Origin of the sequence: Metallococcus carri (assembly GCF_011440275.1) — a bacterium.
Taxonomy (GTDB): Bacteria; Actinomycetota; Actinomycetes; order Actinomycetales; family Dermatophilaceae; genus Metallococcus; species Metallococcus carri.
Map to the genome: position 1 here is coordinate 486,711 of NZ_JAAOIV010000001.1, position 17,484 is coordinate 504,194.

A 17,484-nucleotide genomic window follows, 5' to 3' on the forward strand; every position below is an offset into this window, starting at 1 on the left:
GTTCACCGGGCTGTTGAGCGCGAGGCGGGACGGGTCGGCATACCGGACGGGTAAGTTGGGCCGCATGCCCGCGCCCACCCCTATCACCGTCGTCGGCACCGGCTACGTCGGTCTGTCGATGGCCGTGCTGCTGTCCGCCCGGCACCCCGTGATCGCCTATGACATCAGCGAGCCGCGGATCGAGGTGCTGCGCTCGGGGGCGTCGCCGATCGTCGACGCCGAGATCGAGGAGCAGTTGGCGAGCGGGTCGCTCGACCTCACCTTCACGACCGACAAGGACGAGGCGTATGCCGATGCGCGCTTCGTGATCATCGCGACGCCGACCGATTACAACTCCCAGACGAATTACTTCGACACCACCAGCGTCGAGGGCGTCATCGCCGATGTGCACAAGGCCAATCCGGACGCGGTGATGGTCGTGAAGTCGACGATCCCGGTGGGCTTCGTCAAGGACGTCTCGACCCGGCTCGGCACCAGCAATGTGATGTTCTCCCCCGAGTTCCTGCGCGAGGGAAAAGCGTTGTGGGACAACCTGCATCCGGCGCGGATCATCGTCGGTGAGAAGAGCGAGCGAGCCCAGGAGTTCGCCGACCTGCTGCTGGAGGCCTCGCTCGAGCCGGACGTGCCGGTGCTGCTCACCGACTCCACCGAGGCCGAGGCGATCAAGCTGTTCGCCAACACCTACCTGGCGATGCGGGTGGCCTATTTCAACGAGCTCGACACCTTCGCCTCGCTGCGCGGCCTCGACACCCGGCAGATCATCGAGGGCGTGGGGTTGGACCCGCGGATCGGCAAGCACTACAACAACCCGTCCTTCGGGTATGGCGGGTACTGCCTGCCCAAGGACACCAAGCAGTTGCTCGCCAACTACGACGAGGTGCCGCAGACGCTGATCAGCGCGATCGTCACGGCCAACACCACGCGCAAGGATTTCGTTGCGGCGGACATCGTGTCGCGCAACCCGGGCGTGGTCGGCATCCACCGGCTGATCATGAAGTCCGGCTCGGACAACTTCCGCGCCTCCAGCGTGCAGGGCATCATGAAACGCTTGAAGGCCAAGGGAATTGCGGTGATCGTCTTCGAGCCGGAGCTGGTGGAGGACACCTACTTCGGCTCCGAGGTGGTGCGCGATCTGGGCGAGTTCAAGCGGCGGTCGGACCTGATCGTCGCCAACCGGCGCGTGCCCGACCTGGATGACGTGGCCGACAAGGTCTACACCCGCGACCTCTACGGCAACGACGCCTAACCCCGAAACGTCACTAATGCCCCGCGAAACGTCAGTAATACCTCGCGAAACGTCACCAATACCCCGCGAAACGTCACCAATGCCCCGCGAGAGGTCACGGACCCCATCGCCGACGACTCGCGGCACTCGAGGTGGGTGAGCCACTCCACCTGAACGGTCGTAGAGCCCTCCGCGCCGATCACCTAGCGTGGCGCGATGGGAATCGACTGGCCGCTCTACCTCGGTGTCGTCCTCCTGGCCTACCTCATCCCCGGACCAGATTTCCTGCTGGTCATGCGCTGGTCCGTGCGCCGCCGCCGACTGGGCATGGCAGCTGCGGCAGGGGCGATGACCGGGCTGACATGTCACATGCTGCTGGCCACCGCGGGACTGTCCCTGTTGTTGGCTCGCTACACCGCGGCCCTGACGGCGATCCGGATTGTCGGCGGGCTCTATCTCGTCGTCCTCGGTTGCCGCATCGTGGCAGGCACCCTGCATCGCAAGACCCCGACCAGCAAGCAAGCTCATCCTGACGCTGCGGATGATGGAGACGACGTCGGCCTGCGGCGAGCATTCCTGCAAGGTTGGCTCAGCAACATGACCAACCCGAAGGCCATCTTGTTTTTCGCTGCTGTGCTGCCGCAGTTCGTCAATCCGGCCGCCGCAACCCCCAGCTGGTTACAGATCAGCGCCCTCGGCTTCGCCGACGTCGTGACCGGGGTGCTCCCGTGGACTGTTGTCATCCTTGTCGGTGGGGCACTCAGCGGTGCTCTGAGCCGCCCCCGCGTGCAGAACTGGTGGGACCGGTGCACCGGCACGGTGCTCGGCGTCTTCGGAATAGGGGTCGTAGCTCGCGGCTAGGCGCCCGCCTACTGCGTGGTCAGGACCGCCGGCCGTGCCGCCTCGCGAGGCTTTACTGACGTTTCGCGGGGAACTAGTGACGTTTCGCGGGGAACTAGTGACGGCTCGCGGGGAACTAGTGACGTTTCGCGAGGTATTACTGACGTTTCGCGCGGAGGGCGTCGCCCTTGGCCTGCGCCTGGGCCTTCAGCGAGGCCTGGAAGTCCACCATCTGCTCCTGCACCGCGGCATCGCTCGCCCCGATGATCCGCGCAGCGAGCAGGCCGGCATTGCGCGCCCCGCCGATCGACACCGTGGCCACCGGCACGCCGGCGGGCATCTGCACGATCGACAGCAGCGAATCCATCCCGTCCAGGTACTTCAGCGGCACCGGCACCCCGATCACCGGCAATGGCGTCACCGAGGCCAGCATGCCCGGCAGGTGCGCCGCTCCCCCGGCGCCGGCGATGATCACCTGCAGTCCACGGCCGGCCGCGCGCTCGCCATACGCGATCATCTCGGTCGGCATTCGGTGCGCCGAGACGACATCGACCTCGTGCTCGATCCCGAACTCTCCCAACGCGATTGACGCCTGCTCCAGCACCGGCCAGTCGCTGTCGGAGCCCATCACGATCCCGACCTGAGCGCTCATTCGGTCACCGTTCCCTGCAGATAGTCGGCGGCATGCCGGGCGCGCTCGCGCAGCGCGTCGAGATCGTCACCGAACACATTGACATGCCCGATCTTGCGACCCGGGCGCACGCCCTTGCCGTAGAGGTGCACCTTCAGCCCCGGGTCGCGCGCCATCAAATGCCGGTATGCCGGGTAGAGTTCTCGGTACTGTCCGCCGAGCACGTTGCCCATCACGGTCCACCGGTTGCGGGCCCGCGTGTCGCCCAGCGGAAGGTCCAGCACGGCCCGCAGGTGCTGCTCGAACTGGCTGGTGACCGACCCGTCCATCGTCCAGTGGCCGGAGTTGTGCGGGCGCATCGCCAGCTCGTTGACCAGATAACCGCCGTCGCGCGTCTGGAAGACCTCGACCGCCATCACGCCGGTGACGCCGAGCTCCCCGGCAATGCGCAGCGCGCGCTCGACCAGAGCAGTCGCCAGCTCCTCGGGCAGGTCCGGCGCAGGCGCGAGCACCTCGGTGCAGATGCCGTCGGTCTGCACGGTCTCCACCACCGGCCAGACCGCGGCCTGACCGGAGGGACTGCGGGCCACGAGCACCGCGAGCTCGCGCACGAAGGGCACGGCTTCTTCGATCAGCAGCCCACCGCCACGCTCGACCCACTCGCGGGCCTCGTCCGGCGACGATGCGACGAGGACTCCCTTGCCGTCATACCCGCCGGTGGGAGTCTTCAGCACGACCGGCCAGCCATGCTCGTCGGCGAAGGCCGACACCTCCTCGAGCGATGACACGGCCGCCCAAGCCGGCACGGGAATCCCCATGTCCGACAGGCGTTTTCGCATCACCAACTTGTCCTGGGCGTGCCGCAGCGCCTCCGGGCCTGGATGGACCTCCACGCCGGCCTCGACCAGCCGCTGCAGGATCTCTTGCGGCACGTGCTCGTGGTCGAAGGTGACGACATCGCAGTCGCGCGCGAACCGCACGACATCGTCCACATCCAAATAAGAGCCGACCGGCGCGGACGGCGTCACCAATGCAGCCGCCGCATCCGGGCCTTCGGCGAGCACCGACAGCGTCAGGCCGAGGTTGACCGCGGGCGGGGCACACATCCGGGCGAGCTGCCCGCCGCCGATGATGCCGACGACGGGGAAGCCTCCAGGGGCATGACGAGGCGCAGTCACGAGCCAAACCCTATCGAGTCACCGACCGGGCAGCCGCGAGGCGGCACCCTCCGGCGGCTCGGTCGCGGACAGGAAGAGCGCGAAGACGGCCGGCTGCATCGAGCGCAACTCCAGCCGGCCACCGGACGCCGTCGCCAGGTCGCGGGCGAGCGCCAGCCCCAGGCCGGACCCGCGGGTCGACACCCGCCGCTCGAAGACGCGCGCCGCGATGCTCGGGTCGACGCCCTCGCCCTTGTCGCTCACCTCGATCACCACTGACGGGCCGCTGTGCCGCGCCATCAGCTCGACCGTGCCGCGGCCGTGCTGCAGGGCGTTCTCCAGCAGGGTGGAGAAGATCTGCGACAGGGCGGTCGGCGTCGTGAGCACCCACAGACCACGCTCGCCGAAGACGTGGATGGAGCGTCGCGCGGTTGCGAAGGCCGGCTGCCACTCGCGCTGCATCGCCGCGATCACCGCGTCGAGCGACACCGGTTCGACCGGGCCGCCCGGCGACGTGCGCGCCCGGCCCAGTAATTCGTCGACCACCGCGGTCAGTCGTTCGACCTGCGCGATCGCGGTGGTCGCCTCGTCCCGCGCGAAGTCGAGGTCGTCGGTCATCGAGATCTCCTCGAGCCGAATCAACAACGCTGTCAACGGGGTTCGCAGTTGGTGGCTGGCGTCAGAGGCGAACTCACGCTCGGAAGCAAGGCGTCGCGACAGCTCGCCCGCGCGCCGCTCGAAGACCTGGGACAACCGGTCGATCTCGTCGATACCCGACCGCATCGGCTGGAAGATCGCAGTGCCTTCACCCGCCGATTCAGCCCGCCCGGTGAGCTCCTCGATCGGTGCGGAGATCTGGCGACCGGCGCGCCGCGCGACGACATACCCGATCGCAGCAGCCAGCAGGACCAACGCCACCAGGGCGAGACGACGTTGCCAACTGATCGCCACAACGAGGGCCGGGATCGTGACGATGGTCAGCGCCGCGATCACCGCCACCAGGGTGGCCCGCAGGATCCGCCGCTGCACCGCTCAACTCTCGAGCGGGACTTCGAAGCGGAACCCGACGCCCCGCACCGTGCTGATGAAGCTGGGGTCGGTCGCGCTGTCGCCGAGCTTGCGGCGCAGCACCGAGATGTGCATGTCGAGGGTCTTGGTCGAACCCACCCAGTTGGTCGCCCAGATCTCGTGCATCAGCTGCTCTCGCGAGACCACACGCCCCTGCTCGCGCACGAGCACCGCCAGCAGGTTGAACTCCTTGGCGGTGAGGTGAATCTCGTTGCCGCCCAAGAAGACTCGTCGTGCGGCGAAGTCGATCTGCAGCCCGGGTCCGGACTGTTCGTCCGGTGGCGTCCGACGCAGCAACGCCCGCGCCCGAGCCAGCAATTCGGCCAGCCGGAAGGGCTTGGTGACATAGTCATCGGCGCCAGCGTCCAGGCCGACCACGGTGTCCACCTCGTCGGCCCGCGCAGTCAGGATCAGGACGGGCACGAAAACGCCGTCGGCACGCAAGCGCCGGCATACCTCGAGTCCGTCCATGGTGGGCAACCCGAGATCGAGGATCACCAGATCGGGCACCGTGCGCGCCTCTTCCAGCGCCTGCGCGCCGTCGTCGCTCACCACCACGTCGTAGCCCTCCCGGCGCAGCGCACGGGCGAGCGGCTCGGAGATGGCAGTGTCGTCCTCCGCCAACAGCACACGAGTCATGGCGAGCAACCTACCGTCCCGGCCACTGAGGTTTGCGACGCTCGGCGAAGGCGCGCACGCCCTCGGCGCGGTCCCCCGAGAATGCCGTGGCCCGCCAACAGGCGTCCTCGACCTCGAGGCCGGTCGCCAGGTCGGCGTCCAGACCGCGGCGCATCGCCTTCTTCGCATTCCTTAGTCCCACAGGCGAATTCGCTGCGATAAGGGTCGCGAGTTCGAGTGCCCGGTCGCGCGCCCTGCCGGCCGGCACGACCTCCTCGACGAAGCCGAGTGCGTGCGCGTCGGCCGCGGTGAACTTCTCCGCGGTGAAGATCACCCGCGCGGCGCGTCCCCAGCCGATCCGGCGGGCGAGCAACTGGGTGCCGCCGCCCCCGGGGATGACGCCGACCGACACCTCGGGCAGCCCGAGCGTCGCACCCTCGCCGGCCACGATCACATCGCAGGACAGCGCGATCTCGGCCCCACCGCCGAGTGCGTAGCCGTCGACCGCGGCGATCGTGGGCATGGGCAGATCGAGCACCCCGCCGTATGCCGACCGCGCCACCGGCCGCTGTTGCACCAGCTGCGCGTCGCTCAAACCGTTGCGCTCCTTCAAATCCGCGCCGACACAGAAGGCCTTGTCATGCGAGGAGGTAACGACCACGCAGCGCACGCCCTCGTCGGCGGCGAGTTGCGCGGTGGCCGCGGCGAGCGCCTCGGCCATCGCGGTGGACACGGCATTCATCGCCTCCGGGCGGTCGAGCACCAGCTCGGCCACGTGATCGCCGTCGCCGTGGCGATGTTGGGTGATCATCGAGACTCTCCTTCGGTGTCGGGGTCGCTGGTGCCATGACGCGTGATCGTCCACGGGGTGAGCTCGCCGAGCCCGGACAACTGCACCGCGCGATAGGGGCGGGTGTCCAGATCCGGCCGCATCGCCACCGTGCGCGCAATATCGGCGTCGGCCAGGATCGTGCCTGGAGCCGCCGCCGTCGTGAGGCGCGCCGCCCGATTGACGGTCGTGCCGTAGATGTCGCCCAGGCGGGCGAGGACCCGGCCGGTCGCCATACCGATCCGCATGCGCGGCAACAGGTCGTTGGCGGCGGTCGCCTCGATCAGGTCGACGGCGATGGCGACCGCCCCTTCGATCGAGGTGTGGGAGTAGAGGACTTCGTCACCGACCGTCTTCACCAGCGCGCCGCCGTGCTGGCTGACCACATCCGAGGCGATCGTCTCGAAGGTCACGATGAGCGCGGCGAGCTCGCGCTCGCCCATCTGGCGCACCAGCTGGGTGAAGTTGACCAGGTCGGCGAACCCGACGGTGCGGACCACACCGATGTGGGACTCCGGTTCGGAGTCGGCGATCAGCCGCGAGATCGCGACGGTGAGATTGCGCCGCCATACATAGTCGAGCAGCGGCGTGAAGCGGTCGGCGATGATCGCGGCCCGATCGGCTGCGCTGCGCGCGGTCGTCTCGTCCACCTCACCGTCCGCGGTGAACATGTCGGTCACCAGCTGCAGCACCCACATCGCCATCCGGTCGGTGCTGCGGCCGACGGCGCGGGTGATGCCGAGCGCGGTGGTCTCGTCGACCAGTCCGTCGGCGATGAGACTCATCACCCCGCGGACGGCCGCGACATCCGACTCGCTGAACACGACGTCCTCGTCGCGCGCGTTGGCGAAACCGAGCGCCCGCCAGAACCTCCGGCTCACCTCCGGGGGGATGCCGGCGGCCTGGCTGACGTCGGCGCGGCGCAGCGTGCGCGGGGCGCCCATGAGCCGCTGCTCGATGGAGTCGACGAAGGCCGCCCGCTCGACCGTCGCGGCGCGCACCTGCTCGGTCGTATGCCGTTCGCGGGGCTCGCGCGGCCGGACGTGCACGACGTCACCGACGGCGTGGGGGGTGCGGCCCCGCGGCGTCTCGAGGATCAGCCGGCCCGAGGTGTCGATGTCGACCGCGTCGCCGATCTCCTCGCGATCGTCGGCGACCTGCACCCGCACCTCCTGCCCGATCGTGACGCACGCCGCCCGATATTCGTCGTCGAGCCGGTCGGTGTGCCAGGCATCGTGCACGCGCGCGAGCTCGACGAGCAGGGCGTTGATGAGTTCTTCGGTGTCAATCTGCTTGCCGCACAACGCGATCGACGTGGCTTGTGTGGTGGGGAGTTGCTCGCGGGTCTGGAAGAGGTTGATGCCGACGCCGACCACCACGACCGGGAAGTCACCGCCGGTGGCATTGCACAGGATGCCGCCGAGCTTGAGCCACTGGTCGCCGTCGCGCACGAGGACGTCGTTGGGCCACTTCAGCCCGACGTCCAGGCCGGCCGCGGTGGCGATGGCCCGCCGGGCCGCGAGGCCGACCAGAAGCGGCACCCAGCCCCACCGGTCGGTCTCGTGCGGCAGGGGCAACGCCGCGGAGAAGGCGAGCGAGGCACCGGGCGGAGCTTCCCAGGCACGATCCCGGCGGCCGCGGCCGTCGGTTTGGTAGTCCGCCACGAGCGCACGCCAGGGCCGCGGGTCGCGCAACAGCGCGGCATTGGTGGAATCGATCGAGGCGACCCGCTCCACCGAGGACCAGGGAGGCGGCGCACCGCGTCCCACGCCTTCACCGTCCGCGTCGTGACTCACGTCACCAAGGCTAGAGTCTGTCCCCATGACCAGTGCGTCCGACCGGCAGAACACCGGCGACTCGGGGATCGACATCCACACCACCGCCGGTCGTTTGGCAGAACTCCAGCAACGCACCGACGAAGCGGTGCACGCCGGCTCCGAGCGGGCCGTTGCGGCCCAGCACGCCAAGGGCAAGCAGACTGCCCGCGAACGGGTGGAGCAGCTGCTCGACGACGGCTCCTTCGTCGAACTCGACGCGCTGGCCAGGCACCGCTCGACCGCCTTCGGGCAGGAGCAGAACCGGCCGTATGGCGACGGCGTGGTCACCGGCTACGGCACCATCGACGGGCGCACCGTGTGCGTCTTCTCCCAGGACTTCACGGTCTTTGGCGGCTCGCTCGGTGAGGTGCTCGGCGAGAAGATCTGCAAGGTCATGGACCTGGCGATGAAGATCGGCTGCCCGGTGATCGGCATCAACGACTCCGGCGGCGCCCGCATCCAGGAGGGCGTCGTCGCGCTCGGGCTTTATGCCGAGATCTTCCGGCGCAATGTGCACGCCTCGGGCGTCATCCCGCAGATCTCGCTGGTCATGGGCCCCTGCGCCGGCGGGGCGGTCTACTCCCCCGCGATCACCGACTTCGTGGTGATGGTCGACCAGACCTCGCATATGTTCATCACCGGCCCGGATGTCATCAAGACCGTCACCGGCGAGGACGTCGGCTTCGAAGAGCTCGGCGGCGCGCGGACCCACAACACCCGCTCCGGGGTGGCGCACTACCTCGGCAGCGACGAGGACGACGCGATCGCCTATGTGAAGGACCTGTTGTCCTATCTGCCGCCCAACAACCTGGATGCGCCGGTGGCCTACGAGCCGGTCGCCGAGGCCGAGCTGGCGATCACCGACCTCGACCGCGAGCTCGACACGGTGGTGCCGGACAGCCCGAATACGCCATACGACATGGTGACCGTGATCGAGCATGTGTGCGACGACGGCGAATTCCTGCAGGTGCACGAGCTGTTCGCGCCCAATATCGTGTGCGGTTTCGGGCGGGTGGATGGGCAGCCGGTCGGTGTCGTCGCCAACCAGCCCGGGCAACTCGCGGGCACGCTCGACATCGACGCATCCGAGAAGGCAGCGCGATTCGTGCGCACCTGCGATGCGTTCAACATCCCGGTGGTCACCTTCGTGGACGTGCCCGGCTTCCTGCCCGGCACCGACCAGGAGTGGGGCGGCATCATCCGGCGCGGCGCCAAACTGCTGTTCGCGTATGCCGAAGCCACCGTGCCGCTCGTGACCGTCATCACCCGCAAGGCCTACGGCGGTGCGTATGACGTGATGGGCTCCAAGCACCTCGGCGCCGATGTCAACCTCGCCTGGCCCACCGCCCAGATCGCGGTGATGGGGGCGCAGGGGGCGGTGAACATCTTGTACCGCAAGCAGATTCGCGCGGTCGAGGAGGAGAGCGGCGGAGACGCTGCGGCGGTCGAGGCCAAGCGGCAGGAGCTCATCGGCGAATACGAGGACGCCCTCGCCAACCCTTATATCGCCGCCGAGCGCGGGTATGTCGACGCCGTGATCCCGCCGCACGAGACGCGGGTGCAGATCATCCGGGCGTTGCGGGCCTTGCGCACCAAGCGCGAGAACCTGCCGCCCAAGAAGCACGGCAATATCCCGCTATGACCCCCGAAACGTCACCAAGTCCTCCCGAAACGTCACCAAGTCCTCCCGAAACGTCACCAAATCCTCCCGAAACGTCAGTAGATCCTCGCGAGACGTCACAGCCGGGGAACGTTCAGGCTGCCATCCGCATCGTCGCGCCGCAGCACGCGACGGCCGAGGAGATCGCCGCAGTGGTGGTAGTGCTCTCCAGTCAGGTGAACAAGGACACCGGTCCTCCCGTCAGGCAGTCACAGTGGGCGGGGCGCGAACGCCGCACCTGGCGTTCGAGCGGGCTGCCCAGCGCCCGCTGACCGGACCCGGTTCTCCTAACGCCTCGCGGGTTATGAGTGACGTTTCGCGAGGTACTACTGACGTTTCGCGAGGTACTACTGACGTTTCGCGAGGTTTAAGTGACGTTTCGCGAGGAATTACTGACGTTTCGCGAGGTTTAAGTGACGTTTCGCGAGGAATTACTGACGTTTCGGGTTAGAGGAGTTGGCGGAGGGTGTCGGCGCCGATCTTGACGATGAACGCCCCCACCACCACGACGAAAACCGCCCGGATGAAGCGCGAGCCGCGCGCGACCGCCATACGCGATCCGAGATAGGCGCCGGCGATATTCGCCACGCCCATCGCGAGGCCGAGACCCCACAGCACCACGCCCTGTGGCACGAAGATCACCAGCGCGGCGAGGTTGGTGGCGAAATTGGCGATCTTCGCCTTGGCCGAGGCGTCCAGGAAGCGATATCCGAGCAGGCCGACCAGCGCGAACACCAGGAACGAGCCGGTGCCCGGGCCGAGCGCCCCGTCATACATCCCGATGAAGAAACCCACCAGCCCCGCCGTGCCGTAATGCCGGCGACCGCTGAACCGCAGCGCCGTCACATCGCCGACATTCGGCCGCAGCAGCGTGTAGGCGCCGACCGCGACGAGCACCACGAGGATCACCGGGTTGAACGCCGACCGCGGGATATGTGAGGCGATCACCGCGCCGACCAGCGCGCCGGCGAAGGCCGGGATCGCCAGATAAGCCACCGTGCGCAGCTCGGGCCGCACCCGCCGCGCATAGGTGATCGACGAGGTCGAGGTGCCGCAGATCGAGCCGAGCTTGTTGGTGGCGAGGAGTTGGGCCGGCGCGGCCGAGGGGAAAGCAATCATCAGCGCGGGCAACTGGATCAGCCCACCCCCGCCGACGACCGCATCGATCCACCCGGCACCGAAGGCCGCGAGGATCAGCAGCAGGGTGGTGAGCAGGTCCGGCATCGCGCGGCGAGCCTAGCCTCGGGATCGGTCAGCCGCCGATCCGCCTCAGCCCCTCCACCAGCTCGGCGTGGTGCTCGTCGTCGAGCACGCGCGCGTCCATGCACCGCCGCGCCGCCTCGGCATCGCCGTGGAACGCCCGGAACACCACCGGCAGGTCAATGTCGTGGGCGGGCTTCTCGAGCAGCTCGACCTGGTCGCCCGGACGGATCACGCCCGGCTGCTCAACCGCGAGATAGGCACCCGAAAGCCCATGTGTCACAAAGGCTTTCAGCCAACCCCGCACCCCCATGTGTTGCCGGAAGGTGCCGCACGGGACGCGCGGACCGCTCACCCGCAATACGGTTTCGCCGACTCGCCAGCGCTCCCCCATCAGCGCGCGGTCGACCTCGAAACCCTCGATCGTGAGGTTCTCACCGAACCAGCCGTCGTCGAGCCGTCGCTCCAGCAGCTCGCCCCAGAAGTCGAGTTGCTCCCGGGCCACGGCATACACCGCCTGCGCGTCGCCGCCGTGGTGCTTGCGGTCACCGATGAAGTCGCCGACCACGCCCGAGCCGAGGCCGCCCCGCCGGGGGCCGGGCGCCCGCACCTCGATCTGTTCGACCGGGAGTTTGCGTATGCCGGTCGGGGTCGCCTTCGCGCCGTTGGGCTCGGCTGACCCCACGTTGACGGACAGGACGCGACCGGACGGCATACGGCTCCTTCGGCAGGCGGGACGGTGAGAGTCCAGCATGCGCAGGCGATCGGGCTCGGCGCCACCGCGAATCCCCTTCGCGCGCGGCCCCTCCCGCCGGGTAGGTTCGCGTCTGTGACCGACACCACACGCACTCCCACCGCCATCGATGCCATCGCGAACCGCCACCACGAGCGCACCGCGCAGCTGAGCCCGATCACTGCCACCTATCTCGGTGTCCCCGGCGCGGACGACCAGCTCGACGACTTCTCGCCCGCCGGTTATGAGCAGCACGCCGCGCTCGCCCGCGAAACGCTGGCCGCGCTGGAGCAGGAACAGCCGGCCGATGACGTCGACAAGGTCACCGTGGCGGCCATGCGCGAGCGCCTCGGCCTCGCGCTCGAGGTCGACGCGGCGGGGCTGAACCTCATGTCGCTCAACGTGATTGCCTCTCCGATGCAGGAGATGCGCGACATCCTCGACCTGATGCCGACCGACACCGAGGAGCAGGTCGCCACGATCGGCCGCCGCCTGGAGGCGATGCCGCGCGCGCTCGACCAGTGGTTCGAGTCCTTGCACGCCGCCGCCACCAAGGGCGATGTCGCCGCTCGCCGCCAGGTCGAGGCCTGCATCAAGCAGACCCAGGACCACACCGCCGGCGACGGCTATTTCGCCAATCTCGCCAAGGAGCACCCCGGGCTCAAGGACCAGGCGGGCGTCGCCGCTGCGGCATACCGGCGAGCGGGCGAACGGCTGCGCGAGGAGATCCTGCCCAAGGCACCCGAGCAGGACGCCGTCGGGCGCGAACGCTACCCCCTCTACTCCCGCCAGTTCCTCGGCGCCCAGATCGACCTGGAGGAGACCTACGCCTGGGGCCAGGAGGAACTCGCCCGGATCACCGGCGAGATGCGCAAGGTCGCCGAGCAGATCAAACCCGGCGCCAGCGTCAAGGAGGCGATGACCGCTCTCGAGCAGGACCCGCGCTATCAGCTGCACGGCACCGACGCCCTGCAGCAGTGGATGCAGACCAAGGCCGACGAGGCGATCCGCGAGCTCGCCGATGTGCACTTCGACATCCCCGAGCCGGTGCGCACCATCGAGTGCAAGATCGCGCCGACCCAGTCCGGCGGCATCTACTACACCGGCCCCAGCGAGGACTTCTCCCGGCCGGGGCGGATGTGGTGGTCGGTCCCCAAGGGCGTCGAAGACTTCGGCACCTGGCGCGAACTCACCACGGTCTACCACGAGGGCGTCCCCGGACATCACCTGCAGGTCGCCCAGACGATGTATCGCTCGGGCCTGCTCAACAACTGGCGCCGCATGGACGCCTGGACCTCCGGCCACGGTGAGGGCTGGGCGCTGTATGCCGAGCGGCTGATGGACGAGCTGGGTTATCTCGACGACCCCGGCGACAAGATGGGCATGTATGACGGGCAGTCCTTGCGGGCCGCTCGGGTCGTGCTGGACATCGGCATCCACTGCGGGTTCGACGCCCCGGCGGAGGTCGGCGGCGGGGCCTGGGATTACGACAAGGCCTGGCGCTTCCTCACCGCTCACGCCGACATGGCGGAGGGCTTCCTGCGGTTCGAGTTGGACCGTTATCTCGGCTGGCCGGGGCAGGCTCCGGCATACAAGATCGGCGAGCGGCTGTGGCTGCAGCTGCGCGACCAGGTGCGCGAGCGGGAAGGCGAGCAGTTCGACCTCAAAGCCTTCCACCGGCGGGCGCTCGACATCGGCGGCGTCGGGCTGGACACGCTGCGCGAGGCGGTCCTCGGCGAGCTCTGAGCTGCCGGTCAGCGGCCCGGCAGGGCGAGAAAGTCCCGCAACCACAGGTCGACGTCGCGCATCGTCGCGACGTCGACCTGCCCTGCGGTGCCAACGATCCGGTCGCGGGCGACGGTGCGCGGCTGCTCGGTCATCGCGAAGGTGGGCACGCTGAGCGTCAGGTCCGGTCCACGCAGCGGGACGTGGTTGGGCCACCCGCGATCGGTGGTCGTGCCGGGTATGACGATCGCGAGCGTGTCGGCCTGGGCGAGGTAGAGGTCGCTGGCGACCACGAGCGCTGGGCGTCGGCCGGTTTGCTCGCGCCCGCGCACCGGGTCGAGCTCGACCCAGATCACCGAGCCCCGCCTCAGCTCAGTCATCGCCGGACGACGCGCGGTCCCACGCAGCGGTCTCATCCCGATACGCCTGGTCCGCCTGCTGGATCGCCGCCCCGAAGGCGTCCATGCGCTGGCGGCGGTCGTGGGCATCGAGCAGCCGCTCGATCAGACCGGCCGCGGTCATGCCGTGCTCGCGGGCGTCCCGGTTGATCCGATCGCGCAGTTCTTCGCTGACCTTGATCGTCGTCGCCATGCCCGCGAGTATACCGCTTGGGATACCTAGCCTCCGGGCCAACACGGAGGGCGCGGGCCGTCAGCGTTCGCGGCCCGCGCCCTCTCGTGGCTGAATCAGCGAGTTGCTTGCACCGCTGCCGCCGCGTCGACGACACCGCGGCCGTACTGCAGCGAGTAGCCGCCGCGAATGCCGGTCAGCGGGTTGATCGCGGTGTCCTGCAACGACTTCTGCACATTGTCGACGCCGCGCCCCTGGGCGAAGAGCAACGCTGCGACGCCCGCGACATGCGGCGTGGCCATCGAGGTGCCGGCGAAGGAGGCATAGTCGCCACCATTGGCGCCGGTGCCCTGCGGCACGCTGGACCAGATGTTCTCGTCGTCGCTCAGGCCCGAACCGCCAGGCGCCGCAACGGTATTCAGGTCCGGCTTGATCGGGAACTCCGAGTAGTACGCCTTGAGGTTGCGCGGCCCGATCGCCCCGACGCAGATCGCGACGGAGTTGAACGCCGGGTCATTGCACAGCGCCGTCGAGGAGTTGCCCGCCGCCGCGACGGTCAGCACGCCCTTGTCGCGCGCGTACTTGATCGCGTCGGTCGCGGTGGTGTCGAGCAGTCCGAGCACCTGCCCACCGGGCAACGAGCCGAGCGACAGGTTGATGACGCTCGCGCCGTGGTCGGCGGCATACCGGATGCCGGCGGCGATATCGACGTTGTTGCCGGACCCGCCCTCGAGGACCTTGATCGGCATGATCTTGGCGTCGGGCGCAACGCCGGCGACCCCGATGCCGTTGTTCGCCGTCGCGGCGACGATGCCCGACACGTGGGTGCCGTGGACGTCGTCGGGCTGGCCGACGCCGTCATAACCCTTCCAGTCGCCGTTGCCGCAGGAGACGCCCTGGGTGGGGCAGCCGGCGAAGGTCGCACCGGGGACCAGGTGACCGACCAGATCGGGCTGGGTGAGGTCGACGCCGGTGTCGACGACGGCGACGGTGACGCCCGCGCCGGTCGAGGTCGGCCAGGCCTGCTCGGCGTTGACCGTCTGCAGACCCCACAGCTTCGGGTAATAGGGGTCGTTGGTCGTGGCGTTGGCGGCCGGGGCGACCGCAGTGCCGAGGGCCAGCGCGGCCGCGGCGGCGAGGCTCGCGGTGGTCGTGCGACTCATGAGGAGTCCTCCTAGGTCGGTGTGACGGACGCCACCCACCCTGGCATGCTCCTTACCAAATCGTAGGTATAACCGCAGGATCGGCGTCTGGCAGGATTGTGCGGTGCAGATCGCCCTCGCACTCCTCGCCCTGACCGCCACCGTCGTCGCCGTCGCCGCCATCGCCCGCCGCATCGGGCTGTCGGCGCCCCTGCTGCTGACCGCAGTGGGCATCGGCGCCGGTTTCCTCCCCTTCGTGCCGGATGTCGCGGTCGAACCCGAGGTCATCCTGCTCGGCTTCCTGCCGCCGCTGCTGTATGCCACGGCGATCAACACCTCGCTGATCGACTTGGGGCGCAACAGGTTTCAGATCCTCAGCCTGTCGGTGGTCGCGGTCTTGGTGACTGCTTTCGCGGTCGGTGGGGTGGCCTGGGCCTTGCTCACCGCCGTGCCCTTCTCGATCGCCGTTGCGCTCGGTGGCGTGGTGGCGCCACCCGACGCGGTGGCCGCAACCGCCGTCGCCCGGCGCATCGGTCTGCCACGCCGCGTCGTCGCGGTGCTGGAGGGCGAGTCGCTCTTCAACGACGCGACGGCACTGGTCACCGTGAGCACCGCCGTCGCGGCCTTCACCGGGTCGCTGTCGGTCGGTGGCACTCTGCTCGACTTCGCCCGCGCCGCCCTGGGTGGGGTGCTGATCGGCTATGTCGCAGCCAAGCTGATCGCCTTGGTGCGCAAGCACATCACCGACACCCTCACCTCGGTCGCGCTGTCCTTCATGACCCCCTGGATCGCCTACCTGCCCGCGGAAGAACTGCACTCCTCCGGCGTCATCGCGGTCGTGGTCTGTGGCGTGCTCGTCGGCCACCAGGCGCCGCGCATCCAGACCGCGCAGTCGCGGATGGCCGAGCGCATCAACTGGGCCTCGATCCAGTTCCTGCTGGAAAACCTGGTCTTCCTGCTGATCGGCCTGCAGGTGCACCAGATCCTGACGGCGGTCCAGCACTCCCGTCTCGGCCTCGCGCGCACCGCGCTCTTCGCCGCCGCGGTGCTGGTCACCGTGCTGCTCGTCCGGCCCCTTTACGTGCTGACGTGGGCGTATGTCGGCCGCCGATTCTCGATCATCCGCGACCCGCTGCGGCCCCGCGAGTCGGCGATCGTCTCCTGGGCCGGTATGCGGGGTGTGGTCACCTTGGCGGCCGCGTTCCTGTTGCCGAGTGACACCCCAGAACGCGAGGCGCTCGTCTTCACCGCACTGGTCGTGGCGATCGGCACCCTTGCGCTGCAAGGGTTTTCGCTCGGCTGGGTCGCCCGGAGGCTGGACCTGCACGGGCCGGATCCGCGCGAGGACGCGCTGCAGCGCGCTCAGCTGATGCAACTCGCGATCAACGCGGGCGAACGACGCCTGGACGACGTGCTCGCCGACGCGCACAACGTGCCGGATGAGGTGGTGTCCGCCCTGCGCACCCAGAGCGACCGCCGCGCCAATGCCGCGTGGGAACGCCTCGGCCTCGGGTCCGCCGAGTCCGAAACACCCGGTCAGTCCTATCGGCGGCTGCGCGGGATGATGCTCGACGCCGAGCGGGGCAAAGTGATCACCTTGCGTGACAAGGGCGTCATGGACCACGACGTGCTGAGCGAGGTCATGAGCAGCCTGGACATCGAGGAGTCGATGCTGACCGTGATCGACGACCGCGAGGCCAACAGCCGCGAGCAGTTGCTGCTGACCCCCGAGCAGCGCCAGTTCGGCTGCGAGCACCTGAACTGCGCGCCGGCCGCGGTCGAGCCGCTCACGCCGGAAGGCTGTCCCGAATGCCTGCGCGATGGCACCAACCCGGTGCACCTGCGGCTGTGCCTGGAGTGCGGACACGTCGGCTGCTGCGACTCCAGCGTCGGCCGGCATGCCACCCGCCACTTCGAGGAGACCGGTCACGCGGTGATGCGCAGCTTCGAGCCGGGTGAGGCCTGGCGGTGGTGCTATATCGACCAGCGCCTCGGCTGAGCGGCGCCATACCCCCGGCAGCGTCCGGCAGCGTCCGCAGTTGCGCACCACCGCTCGTGCGCCCACGCGGACACACCCGCCGTACCCTCCCCCGGCAGCGTCCGCAGTTGCGCACCACCGTTCGTGCGTCCACGCGGACGCACCGCCGTACCCCCCGGCAGCGTCCGCAGTTGCGCACCACCGCTCGTGCGCCCACGCGGACACACCCGCCGTACCCCCCGGCAGCGTCCGCAGTTGCGCAGCACCGTTCGTGCGCCCACGCGGACGCAC

At 68.9% G+C, this 17,484-nt stretch carries 16 protein-coding genes; 5 read left to right on the top strand and 11 right to left on the bottom strand.

Annotated features, from left to right (window positions below; all coding sequences use genetic code 11):
• The first annotated feature begins 64 nt into the window (after positions 1 to 64).
• Positions 65 to 1,246, top strand: a complete 1,182-nt coding sequence (locus tag G9U51_RS02350) for a nucleotide sugar dehydrogenase (RefSeq protein ID WP_166192465.1) — start codon at positions 65 to 67, stop codon at positions 1,244 to 1,246.
• 195 nt (positions 1,247 to 1,441) lie between these two features.
• Positions 1,442 to 2,086 (top strand): LysE family translocator, encoded by a 645-nt coding sequence (locus G9U51_RS02355; RefSeq protein WP_166192468.1) that lies wholly within the window; start codon positions 1,442 to 1,444, stop codon positions 2,084 to 2,086.
• A 136-nt stretch (positions 2,087 to 2,222) separates the two neighbouring features.
• Here the strand turns inward: G9U51_RS02355 and purE are convergent, their stop codons facing one another.
• The 6 genes from purE to G9U51_RS02385 are packed head-to-tail and all read right to left on the bottom strand — an operon-like array spanning position 2,223 to position 8,164.
• On the bottom strand, positions 2,223 to 2,717 hold the full coding sequence (gene purE / locus G9U51_RS02360; protein WP_166192471.1) for a 5-(carboxyamino)imidazole ribonucleotide mutase: 495 nt from the start codon (positions 2,715 to 2,717) through the stop codon (positions 2,223 to 2,225).
• Positions 2,714 to 3,874, bottom strand: coding sequence for a 5-(carboxyamino)imidazole ribonucleotide synthase (locus tag G9U51_RS02365; RefSeq protein ID WP_166192475.1), 1,161 nt, complete (start codon positions 3,872 to 3,874; stop codon positions 2,714 to 2,716). Before G9U51_RS02365 ends, purE begins: the two co-directional genes overlap by 4 nt.
• A gap of 18 nt (positions 3,875 to 3,892) precedes the next feature.
• Complete coding sequence (locus G9U51_RS02370) at positions 3,893 to 4,882, bottom strand: sensor histidine kinase (RefSeq protein ID WP_166192478.1); 990 nt, start codon at positions 4,880 to 4,882, stop codon at positions 3,893 to 3,895.
• Positions 4,883 to 4,885: 3 nt separating this feature from the next.
• On the bottom strand, positions 4,886 to 5,560 hold the full coding sequence (locus tag G9U51_RS02375) for a response regulator transcription factor (RefSeq protein WP_166192481.1): 675 nt from the start codon (positions 5,558 to 5,560) through the stop codon (positions 4,886 to 4,888).
• Positions 5,561 to 5,570: 10 nt separating this feature from the next.
• A complete protein-coding gene (locus G9U51_RS02380) occupies positions 5,571 to 6,350 on the bottom strand; it encodes an enoyl-CoA hydratase-related protein (protein ID WP_166192483.1) in 780 nt (259 codons plus the stop codon).
• Positions 6,347 to 8,164: a biotin--[acetyl-CoA-carboxylase] ligase gene (locus G9U51_RS02385; RefSeq protein WP_166192486.1), complete on the bottom strand. Its 1,818-nt coding sequence runs from the start codon at positions 8,162 to 8,164 to the stop codon at positions 6,347 to 6,349. The genes G9U51_RS02380 and G9U51_RS02385 overlap by 4 nt, the downstream gene beginning before the upstream one ends.
• Before the next feature lie 25 nt (positions 8,165 to 8,189).
• Between G9U51_RS02385 and G9U51_RS02390 the strand changes: the two genes are divergently transcribed.
• Complete coding sequence (locus G9U51_RS02390) at positions 8,190 to 9,827, top strand: acyl-CoA carboxylase subunit beta (protein ID WP_166192489.1); 1,638 nt, start codon at positions 8,190 to 8,192, stop codon at positions 9,825 to 9,827.
• Positions 9,828 to 10,292: 465 nt separating this feature from the next.
• Here G9U51_RS02390 and G9U51_RS02395 read toward each other — a convergent pair whose 3' ends face one another.
• Positions 10,293 to 11,069 (bottom strand): TSUP family transporter, encoded by a 777-nt coding sequence (locus tag G9U51_RS02395; protein WP_166192491.1) that lies wholly within the window; start codon positions 11,067 to 11,069, stop codon positions 10,293 to 10,295.
• A gap of 28 nt (positions 11,070 to 11,097) precedes the next feature.
• Complete coding sequence (locus tag G9U51_RS02400) at positions 11,098 to 11,760, bottom strand: MOSC domain-containing protein (RefSeq protein ID WP_166192493.1); 663 nt, start codon at positions 11,758 to 11,760, stop codon at positions 11,098 to 11,100.
• A 114-nt stretch (positions 11,761 to 11,874) separates the two neighbouring features.
• Here G9U51_RS02400 and G9U51_RS02405 point away from each other — a divergent pair, with 114 nt between their 5' ends.
• The gene (locus tag G9U51_RS02405; protein ID WP_166192495.1) at positions 11,875 to 13,524 is read left to right on the top strand and encodes a DUF885 domain-containing protein; all 1,650 of its coding nucleotides are present in this window, start codon (positions 11,875 to 11,877) and stop codon (positions 13,522 to 13,524) included.
• Between the two features lie 8 nt (positions 13,525 to 13,532).
• Here G9U51_RS02405 and G9U51_RS02410 read toward each other — a convergent pair whose 3' ends face one another.
• The 3 genes from G9U51_RS02410 to G9U51_RS02420 form a co-directional block, all read right to left on the bottom strand.
• Positions 13,533 to 13,883 carry a type II toxin-antitoxin system PemK/MazF family toxin gene (locus tag G9U51_RS02410; protein ID WP_166192497.1) on the bottom strand — a complete coding sequence of 117 codons (351 nt, stop codon included), beginning with the start codon at positions 13,881 to 13,883 and terminating at the stop codon, positions 13,533 to 13,535.
• Positions 13,876 to 14,094, bottom strand: a complete 219-nt coding sequence (locus tag G9U51_RS02415; protein ID WP_166192499.1) for a ribbon-helix-helix protein — start codon at positions 14,092 to 14,094, stop codon at positions 13,876 to 13,878. The genes G9U51_RS02410 and G9U51_RS02415 overlap by 8 nt, the downstream gene beginning before the upstream one ends.
• 95 nt (positions 14,095 to 14,189) lie before the next feature.
• Positions 14,190 to 15,236, bottom strand: coding sequence for a S8 family serine peptidase (locus G9U51_RS02420; protein WP_166192501.1), 1,047 nt, complete (start codon positions 15,234 to 15,236; stop codon positions 14,190 to 14,192).
• A gap of 103 nt (positions 15,237 to 15,339) precedes the next feature.
• Between G9U51_RS02420 and G9U51_RS02425 the strand changes: the two genes are divergently transcribed.
• Positions 15,340 to 17,214, top strand: a complete 1,875-nt coding sequence (locus G9U51_RS02425; RefSeq protein WP_166192503.1) for a Na+/H+ antiporter — start codon at positions 15,340 to 15,342, stop codon at positions 17,212 to 17,214.
• The last annotated feature ends 270 nt before the right edge of the window (positions 17,215 to 17,484 follow it).

Bases quoted from the DNA above. Each gene is read 5' to 3' on its own strand.
- G9U51_RS02355 (WP_166192468.1), top strand. From the start codon at position 1,442: ATGGGAATCGACTGGCCGCTCTACCTCGGTGTCGTCCTCCTGGCCTAC.
- G9U51_RS02400 (WP_166192493.1), bottom strand. From the start codon at position 11,760: ATGCCGTCCGGTCGCGTCCTGTCCGTCAACGTGGGGTCAGCCGAGCCC.
- G9U51_RS02415 (WP_166192499.1), bottom strand. From the start codon at position 14,094: ATGGCGACGACGATCAAGGTCAGCGAAGAACTGCGCGATCGGATCAAC.
- G9U51_RS02380 (WP_166192483.1), bottom strand. From the start codon at position 6,350: ATGATCACCCAACATCGCCACGGCGACGGCGATCACGTGGCCGAGCTG.
- G9U51_RS02410 (WP_166192497.1), bottom strand. From the start codon at position 13,883: ATGACTGAGCTGAGGCGGGGCTCGGTGATCTGGGTCGAGCTCGACCCG.
- purE (WP_166192471.1), bottom strand. From the start codon at position 2,717: ATGAGCGCTCAGGTCGGGATCGTGATGGGCTCCGACAGCGACTGGCCG.
- G9U51_RS02390 (WP_166192489.1), top strand. From the start codon at position 8,190: ATGACCAGTGCGTCCGACCGGCAGAACACCGGCGACTCGGGGATCGAC.
- G9U51_RS02395 (WP_166192491.1), bottom strand. From the start codon at position 11,069: ATGCCGGACCTGCTCACCACCCTGCTGCTGATCCTCGCGGCCTTCGGT.
- G9U51_RS02375 (WP_166192481.1), bottom strand. From the start codon at position 5,560: ATGACTCGTGTGCTGTTGGCGGAGGACGACACTGCCATCTCCGAGCCG.
- G9U51_RS02420 (WP_166192501.1), bottom strand. From the start codon at position 15,236: ATGAGTCGCACGACCACCGCGAGCCTCGCCGCCGCGGCCGCGCTGGCC.
- G9U51_RS02350 (WP_166192465.1), top strand. From the start codon at position 65: ATGCCCGCGCCCACCCCTATCACCGTCGTCGGCACCGGCTACGTCGGT.